Source organism: Nonomuraea glycinis, assembly GCF_014646515.1.
In the GTDB taxonomy this organism is placed as follows: Bacteria; Actinomycetota; Actinomycetes; order Streptosporangiales; family Streptosporangiaceae; genus Nonomuraea; species Nonomuraea glycinis.
The window spans coordinates 386,621-407,464 of the sequence record NZ_BMNK01000001.1; the positions used below are offsets into that span (position 1 = coordinate 386,621).

At 70.3% G+C, this 20,844-nt stretch carries 18 protein-coding genes; 9 read left to right on the forward strand and 9 right to left on the reverse strand.

From position 1 onward, the window contains the following. Positions 1-4: 4 nt before the first annotated feature. Together IEY87_RS01765 and IEY87_RS01770 are read right to left on the reverse strand one after the other, a co-directional pair. Positions 5-916: an ABC transporter permease gene (locus tag IEY87_RS01765; protein ID WP_189136671.1), complete on the reverse strand. Its 912-nt coding sequence runs from the start codon at positions 914-916 to the stop codon at positions 5-7. Continuing rightward, positions 909-2,198, reverse strand: a complete 1,290-nt coding sequence (locus IEY87_RS01770) for a polysaccharide pyruvyl transferase family protein (protein WP_189136672.1) — start codon at positions 2,196-2,198, stop codon at positions 909-911. The genes IEY87_RS01765 and IEY87_RS01770 overlap by 8 nt, the downstream gene beginning before the upstream one ends. Before the next feature lie 79 nt (positions 2,199-2,277). On the opposite strand from IEY87_RS01770, the gene IEY87_RS01775 reads away from it, so the two are divergent. After that, positions 2,278-3,282 (forward strand): LacI family DNA-binding transcriptional regulator, encoded by a 1,005-nt coding sequence (locus IEY87_RS01775; RefSeq protein WP_225276837.1) that lies wholly within the window; start codon positions 2,278-2,280, stop codon positions 3,280-3,282. 115 nt (positions 3,283-3,397) lie between these two features. On the opposite strand, the gene IEY87_RS01780 is transcribed toward IEY87_RS01775, so the two are convergent. After that, a complete protein-coding gene (locus IEY87_RS01780; protein WP_189136674.1) occupies positions 3,398-4,063 on the reverse strand; it encodes a TetR/AcrR family transcriptional regulator in 666 nt (221 codons plus the stop codon). Between the two features lie 3 nt (positions 4,064-4,066). Here IEY87_RS01780 and IEY87_RS01785 point away from each other — a divergent pair, with 3 nt between their 5' ends. Continuing rightward, positions 4,067-4,891, forward strand: a complete 825-nt coding sequence (locus IEY87_RS01785) for an alpha/beta fold hydrolase (RefSeq protein WP_225276836.1) — start codon at positions 4,067-4,069, stop codon at positions 4,889-4,891. 167 nt (positions 4,892-5,058) lie between these two features. Beyond that, complete coding sequence (locus IEY87_RS01790; protein WP_189136675.1) at positions 5,059-6,723, forward strand: catalase; 1,665 nt, start codon at positions 5,059-5,061, stop codon at positions 6,721-6,723. Positions 6,724-6,726: 3 nt separating this feature from the next. Here IEY87_RS01790 and IEY87_RS01795 read toward each other — a convergent pair whose 3' ends face one another. Then, on the reverse strand, positions 6,727-7,575 hold the full coding sequence (locus IEY87_RS01795) for a DUF4429 domain-containing protein (protein WP_189136676.1): 849 nt from the start codon (positions 7,573-7,575) through the stop codon (positions 6,727-6,729). A 90-nt stretch (positions 7,576-7,665) separates the two neighbouring features. Beyond that, positions 7,666-8,385 carry a FadR/GntR family transcriptional regulator gene (locus IEY87_RS01800; protein WP_189136677.1) on the reverse strand — a complete coding sequence of 240 codons (720 nt, stop codon included), beginning with the start codon at positions 8,383-8,385 and terminating at the stop codon, positions 7,666-7,668. 187 nt (positions 8,386-8,572) lie between these two features. Between IEY87_RS01800 and IEY87_RS01805 the strand changes: the two genes are divergently transcribed. The 5 genes from IEY87_RS01805 to IEY87_RS01825 are packed head-to-tail and all read left to right on the forward strand — an operon-like array spanning position 8,573 to position 14,997. Then, positions 8,573-10,180, forward strand: a complete 1,608-nt coding sequence (locus tag IEY87_RS01805) for an ABC transporter substrate-binding protein (RefSeq protein ID WP_225276835.1) — start codon at positions 8,573-8,575, stop codon at positions 10,178-10,180. Positions 10,181-10,186: 6 nt separating this feature from the next. Further along, positions 10,187-11,146 (forward strand): ABC transporter permease, encoded by a 960-nt coding sequence (locus IEY87_RS01810; RefSeq protein ID WP_189136679.1) that lies wholly within the window; start codon positions 10,187-10,189, stop codon positions 11,144-11,146. Next, entirely contained in the window at positions 11,143-13,095 is a 1,953-nt protein-coding gene (locus tag IEY87_RS01815) for a dipeptide/oligopeptide/nickel ABC transporter permease/ATP-binding protein (RefSeq protein WP_189136680.1), read from the forward strand. The genes IEY87_RS01810 and IEY87_RS01815 overlap by 4 nt, the downstream gene beginning before the upstream one ends. Continuing rightward, positions 13,088-14,077: an ABC transporter ATP-binding protein gene (locus IEY87_RS01820; protein ID WP_189136681.1), complete on the forward strand. Its 990-nt coding sequence runs from the start codon at positions 13,088-13,090 to the stop codon at positions 14,075-14,077. The genes IEY87_RS01815 and IEY87_RS01820 overlap by 8 nt, the downstream gene beginning before the upstream one ends. After that, positions 14,074-14,997 (forward strand): dihydrodipicolinate synthase family protein, encoded by a 924-nt coding sequence (locus IEY87_RS01825; RefSeq protein WP_189136682.1) that lies wholly within the window; start codon positions 14,074-14,076, stop codon positions 14,995-14,997. The genes IEY87_RS01820 and IEY87_RS01825 overlap by 4 nt, the downstream gene beginning before the upstream one ends. A 160-nt stretch (positions 14,998-15,157) precedes the next feature. Here the strand turns inward: IEY87_RS01825 and IEY87_RS01830 are convergent, their stop codons facing one another. The 3 genes from IEY87_RS01830 to IEY87_RS01840 are packed head-to-tail and all read right to left on the reverse strand — an operon-like array spanning position 15,158 to position 17,567. Then, a complete protein-coding gene (locus IEY87_RS01830; protein WP_189136683.1) occupies positions 15,158-15,415 on the reverse strand; it encodes a DUF1876 domain-containing protein in 258 nt (85 codons plus the stop codon). 52 nt (positions 15,416-15,467) lie between these two features. Further along, a complete protein-coding gene (locus IEY87_RS01835; RefSeq protein ID WP_189136684.1) occupies positions 15,468-16,433 on the reverse strand; it encodes a sugar kinase in 966 nt (321 codons plus the stop codon). A 9-nt stretch (positions 16,434-16,442) separates the two neighbouring features. Next, entirely contained in the window at positions 16,443-17,567 is a 1,125-nt protein-coding gene (locus IEY87_RS01840) for a winged helix DNA-binding domain-containing protein (RefSeq protein ID WP_189136685.1), read from the reverse strand. A gap of 121 nt (positions 17,568-17,688) precedes the next feature. On the opposite strand from IEY87_RS01840, the gene IEY87_RS01845 reads away from it, so the two are divergent. After that, positions 17,689-18,585 carry a hypothetical protein gene (locus IEY87_RS01845; RefSeq protein ID WP_189136686.1) on the forward strand — a complete coding sequence of 299 codons (897 nt, stop codon included), beginning with the start codon at positions 17,689-17,691 and terminating at the stop codon, positions 18,583-18,585. Here IEY87_RS01845 and IEY87_RS01850 read toward each other — a convergent pair whose 3' ends face one another. Further along, positions 18,586-20,835 (reverse strand): serine/threonine-protein kinase, encoded by a 2,250-nt coding sequence (locus IEY87_RS01850; RefSeq protein WP_189136687.1) that lies wholly within the window; start codon positions 20,833-20,835, stop codon positions 18,586-18,588. Between the last annotated feature and the right edge of the window lie 9 nt (positions 20,836-20,844).

Consider the following 20,844-nt stretch of genomic DNA (forward strand, 5'->3'; position numbering starts at 1 on the left):
CTCGTCACTTGGCGTACACCCCCTGCTCGCCCAGGGCGTGGGCCAACCGGTTGGCGCCGAGCACGAGCGCGACACCGACAATGCCTTTGATCAGCCCCACCGCGGCCGCGGTGCCCCAGTCGCCGCCGACGATTCCGTGGTTGTAGACGTATGTGTCGAGTACTTCGCTGGCGCCGGCACCGACCTGTGCCTGCTGCAGGATGATCTGCTCGAACCCGACGGACAGCGAGTCACCGAGCCGCAGAATCAGCAGCAGGACGATCACCGGGCGGATGTAGGGCAGGGTCACGTGCCACAGGCGGCGAGCTGCCGAGGCGCCGTCCACCACCGCGGCCTCCATCTGCGCCGGATCCACTCTGGACAGTGCGGCGAGGAAGATGATCGTCGACCAGCCGGTGTCCTTCCAGATCACCTGTGATGTGATCATGAGTTTGAACAACTCGGGTACGCCGACGATGGAGAACGTGGACAGGTCGGCCGAGCGCAGCCAGGCGTTGAGCATCCCGCCGTTGCCGAACATCTGCTGGAACAGGGCGACCACGATGACCCAGGACAGGAAGTGCGGCATGTAGAGGATCGACTGGGTGAGGCGTTTGAGCCGTTCGCTGATGGTCGCGTTCAGGATCAACGCGAGGCAGATCGGCAGCGGGAACACGAAGACCACCTGGATCAGCGTGATGATCAGTGTGTTGACGAGTGCGTTGAGGAACACCGGGTCGCCGGTGAGCACCGGCTCGAAGTTGTCCAGCCCGACGTACGGGCTGTGCCAGATTCCGAGGAACGGCTGGAAGTCCTGGAACGCGATGACGTTCCCGCCGAGCGGCAGATAGTGGAACAGCAGCAGCGCCGTGACCCCGGGAAGCGCCAGCAGCAGCAGGACCCGGTCGCGCCGCCAGCGGTCGCGCAGGCTACGCATCGCCGGTCTCCACCGGTGCGGGCAGGCCGATGGGCCGGCCCGCGACGCAGGCTTGCACCGCCGCCCGAAGCCGGTCGTCGGCATTGGCCGCGACCCTCCTGCTCCGGGCGACCGCGGGCGCCGGGTCGGTCGCGATGTCGGTGACCGCCGCGACGACCGTCGCCGCGGCACGATGGTCGAGCTCGACCACCAGGTCCGGGGCGCCGAGGTCGGCGAACATCTGGGACTTCGTGGTCTCGGTCGGCTGCCGCAGGTAAATCGTCGGGATCGCATGTCGCGCGGCCATGATCGGCGAATGACACTCCATGCTGACCACCAGCGACGAGACGGCGTAGACGCCGGTCGCCTCCTCCAGCGGCCAGTACCGGTCCAGGATCTGGACCTGACCGAGCGTCTGCGGGCTGAGCAGGCTGGGAAGCTGCTCGTGGGCGAGCTCGACGGCATAGCTCATTTCGGGCACCACGACGGCCGGCAGGCCGCTGACGCGTACCCAGGTCTCGATCGCCGCCGCCAGCACCGCCAGGTCGTGCGTCACGGTGGCCCGGTTGATCGCGTCGCGCCGCATCTGCTCGCGGGTCGGTTCCGTGCCGTAGATCTTCGCGTAGGGGGCGTAGCGCAGCCGCGGGACGAAGCAGGCGAACCGGCCAGGCTGCAGGCCGAACTCCTCCAGCAGGCGAGCGGCGGCGACGGCGTCAGTGTGGTCGAACGCGAACGTGCCATCCGGCCCGAAGGCGAGGTCGGGCCCGGTTATCTTCTGGCCGCGCAGGGTGGCCAGGGTCAGCGTTTCGCGGCAGTACACGAAGTCGGCGCTGTCGAAACGGTCCTTGACGTCGTCCTTGAGATAGGACGGTGGGAGCAGATCGACCATCTGTGTCAGCTCCGGCAGCGTCGCCATGGTCGGTGGGCACAGCGGATCCACGGTGACCCCGAAGTACCCGTACGGGCGGCCCACGTGCTCGCGCCACCAATCGATCTCGGTGCTCTGGAAGGCGTCGGCGCCTGATCCGTGCATGAGGACGTCCGCGCCGTCGATGGCGGCGGCCAACTCCGGGGTGCTCGGCCCGTCCCCGCCGAGAGTGCCATCGACGACGCGCAGGCCGGGAAACGTGTGCCGCAGCATGGATCGTTCGCGCTCCTCCAGCCGCACCGGCCAGAGGATGACCTCGACCTCGGGGGCGAACCGCTGAAACGCCCGCACCACGCCAGGGGAGTGAGCCACGTCGCCGATGTTCACCGTCGCCCAGGAGGACCGCAGGAGGACGGTGCGACGTGTCGATGTCATAGATACTCCTTGTTGACGTAACGTTAATTCAACATAGGGATGATGAGACGTCACGTCAATAACCGAGTAGGCTTTCACCATGGCAACGCAACGTGACGTCGCGCGGGCGGCTGGGGTGTCACTCGCCGTGGTGTCGGCGGTGGTCAACGGCACGAGCCACACCCGGATGAAGGAATCCACCCGCACCCGGGTGCTCCAGGCGATGCAGCAGTTGGGCTACCAGCCGAACCAGACGGCGCGCTCGCTGCGGCTCAACCAAACCGACATGATCGCGATGATCCTCAACAAGATCGACAACCCGGTCTACGGACCGCTGCGGCATGGGGTCTACGAGGCGGCGGCGGAGCACGGCGCGACGGTCCTGCTGGGCGATGCCGAGACGATGCGCTCCGGCAGCCAGTTCCTGACCCGGCTGCTCAGCCAGGGCACGGTCGATGGCATTCTGATCCGCGGCGAAGGGCTGCTGGACGACGACGTGATGGCCGAACTCAGCTCCCACCCCAAGCCGATCCTCATCCTGGAACATGCACTGGACCATCCCTGGATCGACATAGACGATCGCCGCGCAAGCGAGATCGCTACCCGATTCCTGGTCAACCTCCACCACCGCCACATCGTCTTCGTCGGGGGCTCGGGATACATCTCCCAGCAGCGCTACCTGGGCTACCAGCAGGCGATGGACGCCGCCGGGCTGACACCGGCCCCGCACCTGGCCACCGGGTTCGGTGAGCAGGCCGGCGCCGACGGGGTCCGGCAGGCCATGCAGGCGGCAACCGCGCCGACCGCCATCGTCGTCAACAACATCATGAGCGCGGTCGGGGTCCTGGCCGCCGCACGCGACCTCGGCATCGCCATCCCCGACCAGCTGTCGGTGGTCGGCATCCACGACGTCGACCTGATGCAACACCTGCGCCCGGCCGTCACCGCAGTCCGGATGCCCATGTACCAACTCGGCCGGGCCGGCGTCGAGGCGCTTTACGACCTGATCGCGGGGCGGCCAAGCGCAGGCGGTGTCATCACCGACCCCGAGCCCAAACTGGTGATCCGTGACTCAGCGACTGCTCTGACCCGGATCCGCGATTAGCGTTCGCATGATCGCCCGCGGCTCATATCGATGGTCGTCAGCCCATGTGATGGGGCACGGCTGGCGGCGGGGAGTCGGGTGGCGACGGCGTCCGGGACAGAGCCGGCGACCGCCGTCACTCCGGCAACCCCAGCCCGGTGAGAAGCCGCCGTGTCATGCGCTCGAATGATCGCCGGGGATCGTCGGGTGGGTCGAGGGTCGAGTCCGCCATGGCAGCCGCGATCAGAGGGTGGCGCCCGTCGGCGGCGAGCTGGGCGCGATAGGCCGCCTGGGCGGCCTGGCGGGCCGTGGGTGTTCGCCGTTCCTGAATCTCGATGTGCGCGAACAGCGTCACCAGGCCGTTCAACAGGCTGATGGCCTCGAGCTTCTGGCGTCCCGTCATCGGTACGTGCTGGAGGGCACGCAGCGCGTGCTCCAGGTAGTCGGCGGCGTGTGGGCCCAGCCGGGTTCGTTCGACGGGGACGTCCAGAAGCCAGGGATATCGCAGGTAAAGGTCTTTGGTGCGGACGGCCAGTGAGAGGAGGTCTTCGACCGGATCGCCGGTGAGCGGGACGCTGAGGTCGACCTCGCCGGTCACGGCGTCGTGCATCAGGTCGATGAGGTCGTCACGCGTGGCGACATACCGATAGAGGGAGGCGGGGCCGGTGCCGAGCACCTTGGCGATCTGCCTTGTGGACACAGCCGCCAGCCCGCCCGCATTGGCCAGGTCGATGGCGACCACGGCGATCTGCGCCCGGCTGCGTTCGGGTGCGGGACCGCGCGCGCCCCGTTCGGGTCTCATCCATTGACCGGCAACGATCAGGGAGAACCTCTGCTGCTGATCGCCGGCCTCGGCGTCTCCCGGCTGTGGTGGCCCCAGGGACTGAGCGAGGCCTTCGGCGCACGCGGCTTCGCCGTGGCCCGCTACGACCAGCGGGATGCGGGACAGTCAACCCGCCTGCCGGCCACCGCGGCACGCAGCCCCATCGCGGCGCTGCTCGGCAGGCGCGGTGCGGCCTACACCGCAGAGGAGATGACCGACGACGCGATCGCCGTGCTGGACGCGCTGGGCTGGGAGTCCGCGCACCTGTTCGGCGTCTCGCTCGGCGGCGCCATCGCCCAGCGCATCGCCATACGGCACCCCAGTCGTGTCCGCACGCTGACGACGATGTCGGCCGTCCCCGGCGACGCAGCGGGCCTGGAGACCATCCGGTACGTCCGGCTGAGCACGCTCGTCAAGCTTTCGCGCCTGAAATTTCCCGACACGGTCGAAGGCGACATCGAATCCGGTGTCGCCGTCGCCCGGCTCATCTCCTCGCCCGGTTACCCGTTCGACGAGCGTTCCTCTCGCGAGGCGATCACGCGCATCGCCGACGCGGGCGTCCGGGACGCGCGCAGCCAGAGTCGTCAGATCGGCGCCCAATGGCACGGCCCGCCGATCAGTACGATCAAGGCGCCCACGCTGGTGCTGCACGGGGAGGGCGACCCCTTGATCCGCCCCAGCGCGGCCCGCCGGATCGCGGTTCGCGTCCCAGGTGCGCGCCTGCGGATCCTCCCAGGAGTCGGTCACGAACTGCCCGAGCCCGTGTGGGACAGGATTGTCGACGAGGTTCGCGGCCTCCGTTCCTGAAGACCTTCCTGACCATGCGAGCGCACACCAAATCGGAGGTGGGGCGTTCAGTGCTGACGCGCTCCAACTCCTCGACCGGCCCGCCGCGCTGGGTGAGTCTTTGCCGGTGTCGCACGGCCGCTTGGGGGCAGCGGGGGAACAGGACACCGGAGGAGAGGAATACTGACATGACTGATGTTTCCGGCCAGGGATCTAGGCCTGGAGACCGGCGTGAGGTGCTGACCAACCGGCAGGGGCACCCGGTCTACGACAATCAGAACCAGCGGACCGTGGGCGCACGAGGTCCGGCGACGCTGGAGAACTACCAGTTCCTGGAGAAGATCAGTCACTTCGACCGTGAGCGCATCCCCGAGCGCGTCGTGCATGCCAGGGGGACGACGGCCTACGGCTATTTCGAGGCGTACGGCACGTTCGGCGACGAGCCGATCAGCCGGTTCACCCGGGCCAAGCTGTTTCAGGAGGCGGGCAAGCGGACCGAGGTGGCGGTGCGGTTCTCCACCGTGATCGGCGGGCGGGACTCGGCGGAGACCGCGCGGGACCCGCGGGGGTTCGCGGTCAAGTTTTACACCGAGGACGGCAACTGGGACCTGGTCGGCAACAACCTGGCGGTCTTCTTCATCAGGGACGCGATCAAATTCCCTGACGTGATCCACGCGCTCAAGCCGGACCCGGTCACGTTCAGGCAGGAGCCGAACCGGATCTTCGACTTCATGTCGCAGACGCCGGAGTGCATGCACATGCTCGTCAACCTGTTCAGCCCGCGCGGGATCCCCGCCGACTACCGGCACATGCAGGGATTCGGCGTCAACACCTATAAGTGGGTCAACCAGCAGGGCGACACGGTTTTGGTCAAGTATCACTGGATGCCCAAGCAGGGCGTGCGGAGCATGACCGAGGCCGACGCGGCGGTGATCCAGGGGCAGGAGCTGGGGCACGCCACCAAGGATCTGCGCGACGCCATCGAGCGGGGCGAGTATCCCGAGTGGGAGCTGCTCGTGCAGATGATGAGCGACGAGGAGCATCCTGAGCTGGACTTCGACCCGCTCGACGACACCAAGGTGTGGCCGGAGAACGAGTTCCCGGCCAGGCCGGTGGGGCGGATGGTGCTCGACAAGGCGGTGGGCAACAACTTCGCCGAGAACGAGCAGATCTCCTTCGGCACCGGCGTCCTGGTCGACGGCCTGGACTTCTCCGAGGACAAGATGCTGGTCGGCCGGACCTTCTCCTACAGCGACACGCAGCGCTACCGGGTCGGCCCGAACTACCTGCAGCTGCCCGTCAACCAGGCGAAGAACGCGGAGATCAGGACCAACCAGCGCGACGGCCAGATGACGTACTTCGTGGACTCGGCCGGGGAGTCGCCGCACATCAACTACGAGCCGTCGCTGCTCGGCGGGCTGCGCGAGGCGGAGTATCCGACCGTGGACGAGGAGGGGCCGGTCATCTCCGGGCGGCTCACCCGTAAGCGCATTCCCCGGACCAACGACTACGCGCAGGCCGGCCAGCGCTATCTGCTGATGGAGCAGTGGGAGCGGGACGACCTGGTGAACAACTTCGTCGCCCTGTTCAAGCAGTGCGAGCGCCGGGTCGCCGAGCGCATGGTGTGGCACCTGCTGCTCGTGGAGGACGAGCTGGGGTTGCGCGTCGGCGAAGGGCTCGGCATCACGCCCGACGACGTCAGCGGCCTGGAGCCGCTCGCCAGTCAAGACCTGACCGACGAGGACCGCGACCGCCTGGCCAAGCTGGGCGCGAACGGGCAGCGGGACGTGCACGGGCTGAAGATGACGCACTGCGTGCCGAACGAGCGGGCCGCGCACGCCGAGCGGGCGTGAGCCTCACTCCAGGCGGCGTAGCAGGGCCTGTTTGGCCGTGCTGAACTCCTCGTCGGTGAGCACGCCGGAGCGGTGCAGCTCGCCCAGCTCCGCCAGGTGGCGCAGGACGGTCTCCGTCTCGCCGGGCGTGCTCGGCGGCGGGGGCAGCTCGGCGAGGCCACGAGGGATGCGGGCGAGCACGGCCGCGGCGACGAGCGCGGTCGTGCCGCCGAACTTCTGCACGCCCCAGGAGACGCAGCGCGGGTCTTTCTGCGGCGGCTTGTCGGGGCCCTCGTCCTTGAGCCGGAAGCGCAGCGAGCCGTAACCCAGGCCGGTCAGCGGCTTCCACTCCACGCCCGCCAGGTCCGCCAGCGCGAACTCCTGCGGGCCCGCCTCGTCCTTGGCGCTGCTGGCGAAGGGGGTCCATTCCAGGCGCACCCGCTCGCCGTCGAAGTGGACGGTGCCGTCGCCCGCGCTGGTCGTGATCGGCACCGCGGGGCCGGGCAGCAGGAACTCCTCGCTCGGCGCGCTCGGCGTCTGCCACACGGTCAGCACGTCACGTATCTCGTCGGCGAAGTATTCGGCGGCGCCGGTGCGCCCCTTGGGGATCGCCAGCCGGTAGGGGTCGGCGGGGGCGGTGAGCGAGCCGGCGACCGCGTCGGTCAGCGGATCGGCCCCTTTGCGCAGCCGCAACCGCAGGTGCCCGCCCTTGCGGGACGGCTCGAACGTGACGCCGGCGATCGCCTCGATCGAGATCACCAGCTCGCCGAGTGTCTTGCGCAGCTCGTGCACGTCCCGGCCGCTGCCCGGCACGACCCGCAGGGTCTCGCCGTTGAACGTCCACACCCCGTCGGACACCGCCATTTCGGCCATGACCACCAGCCTAGGACAGCACGGCAGAGATCGATAACCTCCTTTGGTCGGTAATCGACCACCGGCCTGGGACGGCACGGCAGAGGTCGGTCAGGTGGGCGGGCGCAGCCTGGCCAGGCGGTTGCGTACGCCGTCGAAGTGGGCGTAGACGGCCGCCATCGCCTGCGCCTTGTCGCCCGCGAGCACCGCCGTGTAGATGTCGCGGTGGCGCCGGACCACGTCGTCCGGTGTCTCGTCAGGCGCGCCGAGGTGGTCGCGGAGCTGGTGGTAGACGTCCCAGAACGCGCCCAGGAGCTGGCTGACCACCGCGTTGTCCAGCGGCCGGTAGAGCAGGTCGTGAAAGAGCCGGTCGGTCTCCGGTGAGACGGCGTCCACCACCGCCTCGGCCTCCATGCGGGCGATCACGTCGGCGACGGGCGTCAGGTCGACGTCGGGGCCCAGGTCGATGAGGCGCTGGACCAGGCCGATCTCCAGGATCTCGCGGATTTCGATGAGGTTGGCCAGCGCGTTGCGGCCGTCCTGGAGGGTGATGCGGCTGTGAAAGGCGAGCTCGTCCACGAGGCCGGCCAGGGACATGCGGCCCACGAACATGCCGAAGCCGTGCCGGATGTCGACGATGCCGACGGCCTGCAGCGCCTTGAGCGCCTCCCGGATGGAGTTGCGGCTGACGCCCAGCTCCTCCATCAGCTCGGACTCGGTGGGGAGTGGGGCGCCGGCCACCAGCCCGCGCTGGAGGATGAGCTCCTTGACCCCCTCCTGGGCCTCGACGGCCCGGCTCGGACGGGGCCGGGGGCGCGGGACAGCGGTCATGAAGGATCCCTTTCCATTAGGCCTTTGCGTAACATTCCGGAAACCTCCTGTTGACCACAACCCTGCCGGGCATCTAGCGTCCACCGTACGCACAACATAGGACATGGGATGTCCCACGTTCTACGATAGCCGCCCCGAGCGGCCTATCGCAGGTAGCAATACTGCACCAACCCCCCGGGAGGCATCCGTGAGCTCTGAGTTCAGCCGCCGCGACTTCCTGCGTTACAGCGGTGCGACAGGCGCGGCCGCGATCATCGCGTCCACGCTCGCCGCCTGCAGCGGAGGCCCGGCCTCGACCGGCTCCGTCGGCGCCGGATCGAACAAGGACCTGATCACCGCCGTCATCGGCTACGGCAACGACCAGAGCTGGGACCCGACGCAGACGGCCTCGGCCTTCGCCATGGCCGGCATCAACCACATCTACGAGGGCCTGCTCGACACCGACCCGATCACCCGGGAGCCCTACGCCGCGCTCGCGACGGCCCTGCCCACGGATCCGAACGCCACCGCCTGGACGTTCACCCTCCGCGAGGGCGCCAAGTGGCACGACGGCAAGCCGGTCACCGCCGACGACGTGGTCTTCACCTTCGAGCGGATCCTCGACCCCGAGGCCAACGTGCTGGTGGGCAACTTCTTCCGGTCCTGGCTGCGGGAGGTCAAGAAGGTCGACGACCGCACGGTCGAACTCACCTTCAAGTACGCCTTCCCGGACGCGGCGCCGAGGCTGACCATCGCCAAGATCATGCCCAAGCACGTCTTCGGCCAGCAGGGCGCGTGGGACCAGGCCAAGGGCGGCAAGGCCGTCGGCTCGGGACCGTACAAGCTGGTCCAGCACAACCCCAAGTCCAACACCGCCTTCGAGGCGTTCGCGGACTACAACGGGCCGCGCCCGGCCACGGTTCAGAAGATGAACTGGCTGACGATCGTGGACGCGGCGGCGCGGGTCGCCAAGATCTCCGGCGGCTCGGCCGAGGCGCAGATCGCCGACAACATCCCGTACGCCAACGTGGACCAGCTCAAGCAGCAGGGGCTCACGGTCGAGGGCGGCGCGGGCATGAACCACATGTTCCTGATGTTCAACACCGCGACCAAGCCGTTCGACGACGTCCGGGTGCGGCAGGCGCTGCACTACGCGATCGACAAGCAGAAGATGATCGACGTGGCGCTCAAGGGCCACGGCACCGCCTCCAGCTCCTTCCTCAACGAGGGACACCCCGACCACAAGCGGGCCTCGGTCGTCTACGACTACGACCCGGACAAGGCCAAGGCGCTGCTCAAGGAGGCCGGGGCCGACAACCTGACGGTCAACCTGATGGCGGTGAACGTGAGCTGGCTCGCCGACTGCCTGCCGACCATCGCCGCCTCCTGGGAGGCCATCGGCGTCAAGACCACGCTGGAGCCGCAGGACACCGCCGCGCTGTTCACCAAGATGGACCAGTTCCAGGACTATCAGGTGGTCGCGGCGGCCTCGAACCCCAACCAGTTCGGCATGGACGCCGACCTGATCCTTCGCTACAACTTCGTCGAGGGCGGCCTGTGGATGAAGTACGCCCACTTCGACGGCAGCAAGGATGCCAAGGCCCTGTTCAAGCTGATGGACGAGGCCACCCAGGAGCCGGACAAGGCAGCCAAGACCACCAAGGTCCAGAAATATCTGGACGTGATCGCTGAGCAGGCCGTCCTCTACCCGGTCGTGCACACCGAGCTGATGACCGCCTGGGACCCGAAGAAGATCTCCGGCGTGCGGGCCCAGGCCTACCCGGGCATCAACGTGCTCCAAGCCAAGCGCACCTGAGTCGCCATGGTCCTCATCGCCAGAATGCTGCTGCGGCGGGTCCTCATCCTGGTCCCGCTCGTGCTCGGCGTCATCGCGTTCGTCTTCGTCGTGATGCGCTTCTCCAACAGCAAGCCGGAGTACGCCTACTTCCAGGGCGCCAACCCGACCGCCGAGCAGATCCACCGGTTCCAGGTCGAGAACGGCCTGCTGGACCCGCTGCCGCTGCGCTACCTGCGCTTCGTCGGCGACCTCCTGCAGGGCGACATGGGCACCAGCGTGCTGACCAAGAAGCCGGTGATCGAGTCGATCATGACGGCGCTGCCGCTGACGCTCCAGCTCACCTTCCTCGGCCTGGCCGTGGCCGTCGTGCTGTCGCTGGTGTTCGGCGTCGCCGGCGCGCTGTTCCGGGACCGCTGGCCGGACCAGGTGATCCGCATGGTGTCGCTGATCGGGGTGGCGGCGCCGTCGTTCTGGCTGGCGCTGCTGATGATCCAGTGGCTGGCGGTGGGTGAGGGCCTGTTCCCGACGGGCGGTTACATCAACCCGGCGGACTCCTTCCCCGGCTGGCTGCGCTCCATGACGCTGCCCGCCCTGTCGCTGTCGCTGCCGATCGCCGCCCAGCTCATCCGGATCATCCGGACCTCGATGGTGGAGGAGCTCGACCGCGACTACGTGCGCACCGCGATCGGCAGCGGCCTGCCGCCGATCGTGGTGGTCGGCCGCAACGTGCTGCGCAACGCGCTGATCAACCCGCTGACCGTGCTCGGCCTGCGGATCGGCTACCTGATCGGCGGCACCGTGGTCATCGAGACCATCTACGGCCTGCCCGGCATGGGCCAGCTCATGATCAACGCGGTGCGCGACGGCGATCCCGCCGTCGTGCAGGGCGTGGTGCTGACGATCGCGGTCGGCTTCATGGTCGTCAACCTCGCGGTCGACGTCCTCTACCTGCTGGTCAACCCCCGGCTCAGGAGTGCCGCATGAGACGAGGACTGACAGAGCGCCTGGCCCGGCCGGGCATGACGTTCAGGAGGCTGCCGCCGCTGTCGTGGCTGGCGGTCGGCATCGTGCTGGTCGTCGTGCTGGCGGCGCTGTTCGCGCCGCTCCTCGCGCCGCACTCGCCGTACTTCCAGAACTCGCTCGGCGGCGGCCCGTCCGCCGAGCATTGGATGGGGCTCGACAGCGCCAACCGCGACATCTTCTCCAGGCTGCTGTACGGCGCCCGCTGGTCGCTGATCATCGGCCTCGGCGCGACCGGTCTGGCCCTGGTGACCGGGGCGATCATCGGCGCGGTCGCGGCCACCTCCCGCAAGGCCGTCGACGAGACGATCATGCGGCTGCTCGACGTGATCATGGCCTTCCCCGGGATCGCGCTGGCCGCGGTGCTGGTGGCCGTGTTCGGCGGCAGCATCACGGTGCTGGTCATGGCCATGGCCTTCCTCTACATGCCGTCGGTGGCCCGGGTGGTGCGGGCGAACGTGCTGGCCCAGTACGGCGAGGACTACGTGGCGGCCGAGCGCGTCATCGGCGCCCGCACCCCGCACATCCTCGTCAAGCACGTCGCGATCAACTGCGCGGCCCCGGTGCTGGTCTTCTGCACGGTGATGGTGGCCGACGCGATCGTGTTCGAGGCGTCGCTGTCGTTCATCGGCGCGGGCGTGCGCCCCCCGGACCCGTCCTGGGGCAGCGTCATCGCCGACGGCAAGAACCTGGTGCTGCTCGGCGGCTGGTGGGGCACGGTCTTCCCCGGCCTGCTCATCCTGGTCACGGTGCTCGCGCTGAACATCCTGTCCGAGGGCATCTCCGACGCGTGGGCCGCCCCGGCCGCCCGGCGCCCGGTCCCCAAGGCCGACGACGCCTTCGAGCGGGCCGAGCCGGGCACCGGCGAGATCACCGAGCTGCCGGGCCTGGCCGAGGCCGCCCGCAGGCTGGCCGAGCGGGCCCGCCCACTGCCGCAGGGGCCGCCGATCCTGTCGGTGGCGAACCTGCGAATCGGGTTCGACGCCGGGGTGGACATCGTCGACGGCATCAGCTTCGACGTCCGGCCGGGCGAGGTGCTCGGCCTGGTCGGCGAGTCCGGCTGCGGCAAGTCGCTGACCGCGCTGACGGTCATGGGCCTGCAGCCGGGCAACGCCCGCGTCACCGGCGACATCACCTTCGCCGGTGAGCAGCTGCTCACCCTGCCCCGCAAGGCGCGCAGGAAGCTGCTCGGCCATGACATGGCGATGATCTACCAGGACGCGCTCTCCTCCCTGAACCCGGCCATGACCATCAAGGCCCAGCTGAAGCAGGTCACCCGCCGGGGCGGCCGGCGCACTCCGGCCGAGCTGCTGGACCTGGTCGGCCTGGACGCGCGCCGCACGCTCACCTCCTACCCGCACGAGCTGTCCGGCGGGCAGCGGCAGCGGGTGCTGATCGCGATGGCGCTGTCCCGCGAGCCCAAGCTGATCGTCGCCGACGAGCCCACCACCGCCCTCGACGTGACCGTCCAGGCGCAGGTCATCGAGCTGCTGCTCCGGCTGCGCGAGGAGCTGGGCTTCGCGCTCATCCTCGTCTCGCACGATCTCGCGCTGGTCGCCGACGTCACCGACCGCGTGGTGGTCATGTACGGCGGGCAGATCGTGGAGACCGGGACCACCGCGGCCCTGGTCGGCGCGCCGGCCCACCACTACGCCCGGGGGCTGCTGGGCTCGGTGCTGTCGCTGGAGTCGGGGGCCGAGCGGCTCACCCAGATCCGCGGGGTGGTGCCGTCACCGGCGGACTTCCCGGCGGGCTGCCGGTTCGCCGACCGGTGCCCGATGGCCACGGCGGTGTGCCGTACCGACACCCCGGCGCTGGACGGCGACGCCCGCCTGCACGCGGTGGCCTGCCACCATCCGGCGGTGCTCCTTGACCAGACCCAGGAGACGCGGGGGAGTGAGCAGCATGCTTGAGCTGACGGACGTGCACGTGGTGCACAAGGCGCGCTCGGGCGGGATCTTCTCCCGCGACCGCGTCTACGCGCTGACCAGCGCGAACATGATCATCGGCGCCGGTGAGACGGTCGGCGTCGTGGGGGAGTCCGGTTGCGGCAAGTCCACGCTGGCCAAGGTGCTCGTCGGGCTGCAGCCGCCCACGTCCGGGACGGTGTCCTTCCGGGGCCGGGACCTGTGGGCGCTGAAGGAGAGCGAGCGGCGGGCGGCGATCGGCTCCAGCGTCGGGATGATCTTCCAGGATCCGTCCACGGCGCTGAACCGGCGCCTGCCGATCAGCCAGGTCCTGCGCGACCCGCTCAACGTGCACCGGCGCGGCACCCCCGCCCAGCGGGACGCCCGGGTACGCGAGCTGCTCGACCTCGTCGGCCTGCCCGCCAGCGCCGCCGACGCGTTGCCCAGCCAGCTCTCCGGCGGCCAGCGTCAGCGGGTGGCCGTGGCCAGGGCGCTCGCGCTGGAGCCCGAGCTGCTCATCGCCGACGAGCCGACCAGCGCGCTGGACGTGTCGGTGCGGGCCCAGATCCTCAACCTGCTGCTCGATCTGAAGGAACGGCTCGGGCTGGCGCTGGTGTTCGTCTCGCACGACATCCAGACCGTCCGCAGGATGAGCGACCGGGTCATCACCATGTACCTCGGCAGGATCGTCGAGCAGACGCCCGCCGAGGCCCTGCCCCTGGGGGCGCGGCACCCGTACACCCGGGCGCTCTTCTCCGCCACCCCCGGCCTGCTCTCGCCGATCAACCCGATCCCGCTGGTCGGCACGGTCCCGTCGGCGACCAGGCCGCCCAGCGGCTGCCCGTTCCGCACCCGGTGCTGGCGGGCCGACGACGTGTGCGGCGCCTCCTGGCCCGAGGCCGGCACCGACGACGAGCACCTCTACCACTGCCACCACCCGGTGGCGGCGGGAGCCACAGACCTGCAACTGATCCAGGAGCGCGCATGACGACGGCTGTAACCCCCACGCTGAGCGGTGTGATCCCCCCGGTGTGCACCCCGTTGACCCCCGAAGGGGAGGTGGACGCCGGCTCGCTGGCCCGACTGGTCGACCACCTGGTGGCGGGCGGGGTGGACGCGCTGTTCGTGCTCGGGTCCTCCTCGGAGGTGGCCTACCTGACCGACGCGCAGCGCAAGGTGGTGCTGGACACCGTGATCGGCCATGTGGGCGGGCAGGTGCCGGTGCTGGCCGGGGTGATCGACATGACCGCGCCGCGGGTGCTCGCGCACGCGCGGGTCGCGGTCGCGGCCGGGGCGTCCGGCCTGGTGGCGACGGCGCCGTTCTACACGCGCACCCACCCGGCCGAGATCCGCACCCATTTCCGGGCCATCGCCGCCGGTGGCGGGGTGCCGCTGTACGCCTATGACCTGCCGGTCTCCGTACACACCAAGTTGTCCGCCGAGCTGCTGCTGGAGCTGGCGGCCGAGGGGGTGCTGGCCGGGGTGAAGGACTCCAGCGGCGACGACGGCGGGATGCGCCAGGTGATCCTGCGCCGCGAGGCGCCGTTCAGCGTGCTGACCGGGTCGGAGGTGACCGTGGACGCGGCGCTGTGGATGGGCGCCGACGGCGTGGTGCCCGGCCTGGGCAACGTGGACCCGCACGGGTACGTGAATCTCGTCAGGTCAGCGTCGCGGGGCGACTGGGAGGCCGCCAGGCGGGAGCAGGAGCGCCTGGTCAGGCTCTTCGAGATCGTGCACGTCGGCGGCTCCCGGATGGGCGGCAGCTCCGCCGGGCTCGGCGCGTTCAAGGCGGCGCTGCACCTGCGCGGCATCATCGACCACCCGGCCACGGCGATGCCGCAGACCCCGCTGAACGACGACGAGATCGGCCGGATCGGCAAACACCTGGCGGCGGCGGGCCTGCTGTAGGCGGTCCTGCTGTGGACCGGTCCTTCTGCGGACCGGTCCTGATGTAGGCCGGTCCTGCTGTAGGCCGGTCTTGTCGTAGGCCGGGTCCGTTGTGGGCCGGGTCTGTTGTGGGCGGGACAGCGGCCGGCCCGTTGTGGGCCGGTCGCCTTCGTGTGCCCCGTCAGTGCTGTCCGGCGAGTTCGGACACCTCCTGGGCGCCTTCCTCCATCAGCTTCGCGCCGAGCTTGGACAGCGCCCGCCCGACGGCCAGTTCGTCCCCGATGCCGGGCACGGGCGGGTCGTCCGGGTTGCGACGAGCGTGGGCCACGCTCTCGTGCCGCTTGCCCTCAGCGGTGAACAGCACCGCCGTGGCGGTGGTGACGGCGTCGTCGTCGTCCTCGCTGATCCAGATCTGCACGTTCCACTGCTTGTACTCCATAGTCCCCACCTCCCTCCTGCAAGCCTTTCCCATAGTCCAGCGGGGTAACGTCCTAACGGCTGACACCGTCGCCGTCCCGCCCGAGCAGGCGCAGGTCGTCGCGCCGGGGCAGCGACTCCCAGTCGCCCTGGGACGTCACCGCGAACGCCCCCGCCGCGCACGCCGTCTCCAGCCGCCGCTCGGGGGTGGCGCCGGCCAGCCAGTCGGCCAGCCACCCGGCCGCGAACCCGTCCCCGGCCCCCACCGGGTCGACCTCGGTCACCTGGTACGGCTCCGCGCGGAGCAGGCGTCCGCCGGACCACTCGATCGCGCCCTGGGAGCCCAGCTTGACCAGCACATGCCGCGGCCCGAACGCACCCAGCGCCCGCGCCAGCTCGGCGGGTTCCGTCCCGCCGCCGACCGGCCCGGGGCCGGCGGCGGTGATCAGCCTGCCCTCCGCCTCGGTGGCGAACAGCACGTCCACCTGGCCGATCATCTCGCGTAGCCAGGCGCCGGCCTCGTCGGGCGGCCACAACGCCCTGCGGTAGTTGATGTCCAGGGAAACGGTGACACCGGCGGCGCGGGCCACGGTCACCGCGTGCCGCACGCTCTCCCGGCAGGAGGCGGACAGCGCGGGGGTGATCGCCGTGAGATGCAGCACCCGGGCGTCCCGGATGAGCTCGGGGTCCAGGTCGGCCGGGGTGAGGCGGGAGCCGGCGCTGCCCTGGCGGTAGTAGGTGACGTCGATGTGGTCGGCCGTCCGCCTGCCCTTGATCATCAGGCCGGTGGCCGCCTCGTCGGGGAGGGCGCGCACGTCCACGCCCTCGCCCGCGAGCGTCGAGCGGATCAGGTCGCCGAACTCGTCCGCGCCCACCCGGCCGATCCAGCGGACGGCGTGGCCGAGCCGGGCCACGCCAATGGCGACGTTCGACTCGGCGCCGCCCAGGCCCAGGTCGAAGTCACGGGCGAAGCGCAGCGGCCCGGTGCGCCGGGCGGCGAACAGCGCCATCGTCTCGCCGAAGGTCACCAGATCGGTCATCCCGGGGAACTACCCATCTTCGCGGGGGCGCAGGTTCGAGGTGGAGGGGCCGTCGAGGACGGCGATCTCGTGCTCGTCGCCGGGGGCGAGGAAACTCAGCAGCCGGCGGCCCTCCTCGGCCACCGCCTCCAGGTCGGCGATCGGCTCCCACTGGTGGATGGTCAGCGTGGAGGCGCCTTTGGCGCGGGCCACGGTCCAGTCCCCGGCGGTGAAGCCGTCGACGAGGATGACGCGGGGCATCACGTTGGTGCCCATGAAGCCCCGCAGCGCGGCGAAACCGGCCTCGGTGATGACCCTCGTCCGGTCGGCATGTGACAGGAAAAGGTTGTCGAAGTCATACATCAATCGCACAGGTGCCGAAATTTCGGCTGAAGGTCGTACAAGGTGGGGAAGGTCGTACAAGGTGCGGCCGGACTCGTCGCGGAACCGGAGCAGGTCCATGGACTCCACCACCTCGGCGAGCCGCGTCAGGCCCGACCAGGTCTGCACGTCCATGACCGACGACGGGCCGAACGCCGACAGATAGCGGATGACCAGCTCCTCGGCGGTCATCGGCGGCATGTCGAACCCGAGCCACGACTCGGCGCTGGTGTGCGCGATCGGCCCGCTCCTGCCCCACAGGCCGCGCGGCGGCACCTGCACCAGCGGCACCAGCCAGCGCACCACCTGGCCCAGCGCGTGCGGGTCGTTGCCGGGCCGGCGCTCGGCCAGCGCCCTGCCGAGTGCGGCGAAGGTCATCGGCTCGGCCTCCAGCAGCGACCGCCCGTGGGCCGCGAGCTCGTCGAGGTCGACGCCGTCGAGCTTTCTGACGAAGGTGGTCCTGGTCATCCGCTCGGTGACCACCTGCAGCAGCGGCCGCATCGCCAGGCAGTCGCGCGCGGTGACCAGGTGGATGGTCGAGCGCTGCAATGCGATGCGGACCAGGGCGCGCGACTCCAGCAGCTTGGCGGCGTCCGCGGCCCGGAAGCCGGCGATCCGGTTCCACAGGCCGGTGTACCAGGTGTGCGGGGTCTGCGCCTGGAGGCCGCCGACCTGTTCGACCACCTCGGCGATGGGAAGATCGGTGCGGCTCAGGAGAAACTGCCGGTCAAGAGTCGCTCTGTTCAGTTCCCTGCGGGTGAGGAGGGGGTTCATGCCGTCCAACGTAGGGGCGATCGCGGCACATCTCGTGCCGCGATAATTGTTTCCTGGTCGTGATGATTGATTTTTCAATCACCGAGCGAGGCACATCATGCGCAGTGCACTCTTAGGTCTCATGAGTTCTCAGACATTACCGCCTATCGAGGCAAAAGCGGAGGAACCGCAGGTCCAGGCTCCTAAGGAGCGGGGCAGCGTCCTCGAAATCTTCGAAAGACTCGGCACCGTCGTGGTGCCGGTGGCCGTGGGCCTGTACGCCCTGCTCTACCTGGGCTTCCAGAGCGTCTATGACACCTTCGGCATCACCCCTGAGCAGGCCGGGATCGATCAGTCCACCCTCCTGGGCCGCCTGATCGCCACCCTGATCCTGCTCTTCCTGATCCTCCTGCCGCTGGCCGGCATGGTGGTCGGCGTCGGCTGGCTGCTCAACGTGATCACTCGTGGCTGGGCCGGCCGGATGCTGGACCGGGGACGTGAGCGGCCGTGGCTGGCCGCCACCGTCGGCGCCCTGCTGTCCGGCGTCGCCTACTGGGGTCTGCTGACCATGCTCGGCGTCACCGGGACGCCCGTGCTGGTCACCATCGCGGTGGTCGCACTCTTCGGCTACCTGATCCCGTACCGGCTGCTGCGCAGGCAGCCCTCCGGCCGGGCCGGCATGCGCGTGCTCATCAGCGCCCTGGTGGGCATCGGGATGGGGTTCGTGCTGGTCGGCTGGATGACCGAGGGCGCGGAGGACGTGTACAAGAACGGCGACAGCAACATCGTGCTCATGCTCGCCGGGTTCCCCAACCAGTGGGCCGCCGTGTCCGACGGCGACGGCAAGGTGCTCACCCCCGACGACCGCTGGCTGGTGCTCGGCCAGGACGGCGGGTCGTACACCTTCTATGACTGCGGCAAGATGGCCACGGTCCGCCGCCCGATCGAGGCCACCATCCTCACCAACATCGTGCTGGACCCCGACTTCAGCGAGGGCGGCACCGAAAAGGTCGAGGACTGCGGCTACGCCAACAAGTGATCAGCACATCTCCTGGTAGCCGGCCTCGGGGATCAGCCTGCGCCACTCGGCCTCGCTGAGCGCCCCGCCCGCCCGCGCACAGACCTCCCGTACGGCGAGCGCCGGGTCCACGGGGATGCCCGGCGACGCGACGGTTGCGGAGACGTCCAGCGAGACGACCGAGCCGTGACCGGTCAGGTAGTGCAGGGTCCGGCCGTCGCCGGAGAAGACATAGTGGTGACCGGGGGTGTGCGGCGCGAGCGTCGCGAGCAGCCGCCGGTCGGCCACCCGCCACAGGCGCACGCCCTCCTCCGAGGGGATGGCCAGCAGACGGCTGTCGGGGCTGAAGGCGGGGGCGCCCAGCGGGCCGGCGTCCGATCCGGGAAGGGTGTGGGCGCGGGAGCCGGACTCGCCGATGAGCGAGGGCTTGGCGCCCGCGACGGCCAGTAGCCGCCCGTCGGGGCTGAACGTGAGGGCCGGGGCAGCGCCGTCCGTCCGCGGGGGGACCTGGACGGTGCTGCTGACGGCCCGGCCGGGCACGTCCCACAGCTCCACCCGGCCGTCCTGGCTCGACACGGCGGCCCTGCGCCCGTCGGCGGACAGCGCCACCTGGCCGCCGACCACTTCGAACACCGGCCGGTTCCGGGCGTACAGCGAGGTACGGTCACCGTTGGTGATCGTGAAGGTCGCCTCCGCCGCGGGGAGCCCGCCCGAGACCGCCACCCGGCGGCCGGCGGCCGTCTCGGCGTAGCGGCCGTCGGCGCTCAGCGCCGCCGTGCCGGACGGCGTCGGGTACATCGCCAGCAGTCGTCTGCTCGGGACGTCCCAGTGCGTGACCGCGCCACCGGCCCACCTGATCAGCTTGTCGCCGATCAGCCGGTAGCTCGTCGGGAAGCTCGCGGCCGGGTCGGTGAACACGCGCAGCTCCGGCTGGGACAGCGACGCCTGCAACGCCTCGCGGGCCTCGACCACCGGCGCCAGCTTCCAGGCCGCGACGCTCAGCCGCATCGCCGCCTGCGGGTCCGCGGTGCGCAGGGACTCGGCGCGGGCCGCCACCACCCGGGCGTTGGCCTGGCTCACCACCTCGACCGGGCTCATGGCGCCCCGCACCGTGACGACGGACACGCTCACGGCCACCGCGACCCCGGCGGCCAGCAGCGCCACGGCGGGCACTCCCGCCCACCGGCGTGCCGCGCGGCGCACGGGACGACGGGCGCGGCCCGTGCGCTCGTCGGCCACCCAGGCGCGCAGCCTCGGCCAGGCCTTGTAGAGCGCGGCGCTCACCGGCACCACGCCGTCGCCGTTGACGGCCACCAGCGTGCCCAGCTCGCTCTGGACCGGGGGAACCCGGACGCTGGGCCGTACCAGCAGACCCGCCTCGGTGAGGCGGGCCAGCGTCCCGTGCTCGTCGCGCGGGGCGGGGCCGGTCATCAGGGCGAGCAGCAGCCCCGGCAGCTCCAGCCGCTGCGGTAACGACAGCGTGGCGTAGACCTCCTCGGCCACCTCGCCGAGCGGGCGCGGACCGGCGGGCCCGTCCGGCGCGGGCAGCTCAAGCGCCGTCTCCACCAGCAGCTCGCGGGCCAGGGGGCGCTCCGACGGGTCCTTGGCGAGGGCCCGCGCGACCAGGTCGCGCAGCGCCTCGGGGAGCATGCTCACGTCGGGATCGACGGTCAGCAGGCGGTGCATGACCTCGCCGAGGCTCTCCCCGTGGAACGGGTCCTCGCCGGTGGCCGCGTACAGCACCAGGCCGCCCCACGCGAACACGTCGGCCGCCGCGCCCGCGGGCTGCCCCATGAAGACCTCGGGCGCCAGGTAGGTGCGGGTGCCGCCGACCGCGCCCGGCCCGCCCACGCCGATCACCTTCGGCCCGCAACGGGTCAGCAGCACCTTGTCCGGTCTCAGGTCGTGGTGGGTGAGCCGGTCCGCGTGCAGCGCGTGCAGCGCGGAGGCCACGTTGACGGCCAGCGTGACGAGCTCGTCGCCGCGGTAGGGGCCGTGCCGGCTCACCGCCTGCCGCAGATCGGGGCCGTCGGCGAACTCGCTCACCACGTAAGGCACCCGGCCGTCGAGGCGGACCGCGACCACCTCGGCCAGATGGCGGTGCGCCACCCGCCGGATCGGCGCGAGGTCGCGGCAGGGCACCCTGACCGCGAAGCGGCGGCCCTGGTCGTCGTAGGAGTCGTAGACGATGCCGCGGCTGCCCGTGCCGAGCCGGCCTGCCAGCCAGTAGCCGCCAAGCTCCTCGGGGTCGCCGGGCATCGAGCGTGTCATCGAAGGCTT

Excerpts from the sequence above, each read along its gene's own strand:
- IEY87_RS01765 (WP_189136671.1), bottom strand. The coding sequence starts at position 916 with ATGCGTAGCCTGCGCGACCGCTGGCGGCGCGACCGGGTCCTGCTGCTG.
- IEY87_RS01770 (WP_189136672.1), bottom strand. The coding sequence starts at position 2,198 with ATGACATCGACACGTCGCACCGTCCTCCTGCGGTCCTCCTGGGCGACG.
- IEY87_RS01775 (WP_225276837.1), top strand. The coding sequence starts at position 2,278 with ATGGCAACGCAACGTGACGTCGCGCGGGCGGCTGGGGTGTCACTCGCC.
- IEY87_RS01780 (WP_189136674.1), bottom strand. The coding sequence starts at position 4,063 with ATGAGACCCGAACGGGGCGCGCGCGGTCCCGCACCCGAACGCAGCCGG.
- IEY87_RS01790 (WP_189136675.1), top strand. The coding sequence starts at position 5,059 with ATGACTGATGTTTCCGGCCAGGGATCTAGGCCTGGAGACCGGCGTGAG.
- IEY87_RS01795 (WP_189136676.1), bottom strand. The coding sequence starts at position 7,575 with ATGGCCGAAATGGCGGTGTCCGACGGGGTGTGGACGTTCAACGGCGAG.
- IEY87_RS01800 (WP_189136677.1), bottom strand. The coding sequence starts at position 8,385 with ATGACCGCTGTCCCGCGCCCCCGGCCCCGTCCGAGCCGGGCCGTCGAG.
- IEY87_RS01810 (WP_189136679.1), top strand. The coding sequence starts at position 10,187 with ATGGTCCTCATCGCCAGAATGCTGCTGCGGCGGGTCCTCATCCTGGTC.
- IEY87_RS01815 (WP_189136680.1), top strand. The coding sequence starts at position 11,143 with ATGAGACGAGGACTGACAGAGCGCCTGGCCCGGCCGGGCATGACGTTC.
- IEY87_RS01820 (WP_189136681.1), top strand. The coding sequence starts at position 13,088 with ATGCTTGAGCTGACGGACGTGCACGTGGTGCACAAGGCGCGCTCGGGC.
- IEY87_RS01825 (WP_189136682.1), top strand. The coding sequence starts at position 14,074 with ATGACGACGGCTGTAACCCCCACGCTGAGCGGTGTGATCCCCCCGGTG.
- IEY87_RS01830 (WP_189136683.1), bottom strand. The coding sequence starts at position 15,415 with ATGGAGTACAAGCAGTGGAACGTGCAGATCTGGATCAGCGAGGACGAC.
- IEY87_RS01835 (WP_189136684.1), bottom strand. The coding sequence starts at position 16,433 with ATGACCGATCTGGTGACCTTCGGCGAGACGATGGCGCTGTTCGCCGCC.
- IEY87_RS01840 (WP_189136685.1), bottom strand. The coding sequence starts at position 17,567 with ATGAACCCCCTCCTCACCCGCAGGGAACTGAACAGAGCGACTCTTGAC.
- IEY87_RS01845 (WP_189136686.1), top strand. The coding sequence starts at position 17,689 with ATGAGTTCTCAGACATTACCGCCTATCGAGGCAAAAGCGGAGGAACCG.
- IEY87_RS01850 (WP_189136687.1), bottom strand. The coding sequence starts at position 20,835 with ATGACACGCTCGATGCCCGGCGACCCCGAGGAGCTTGGCGGCTACTGG.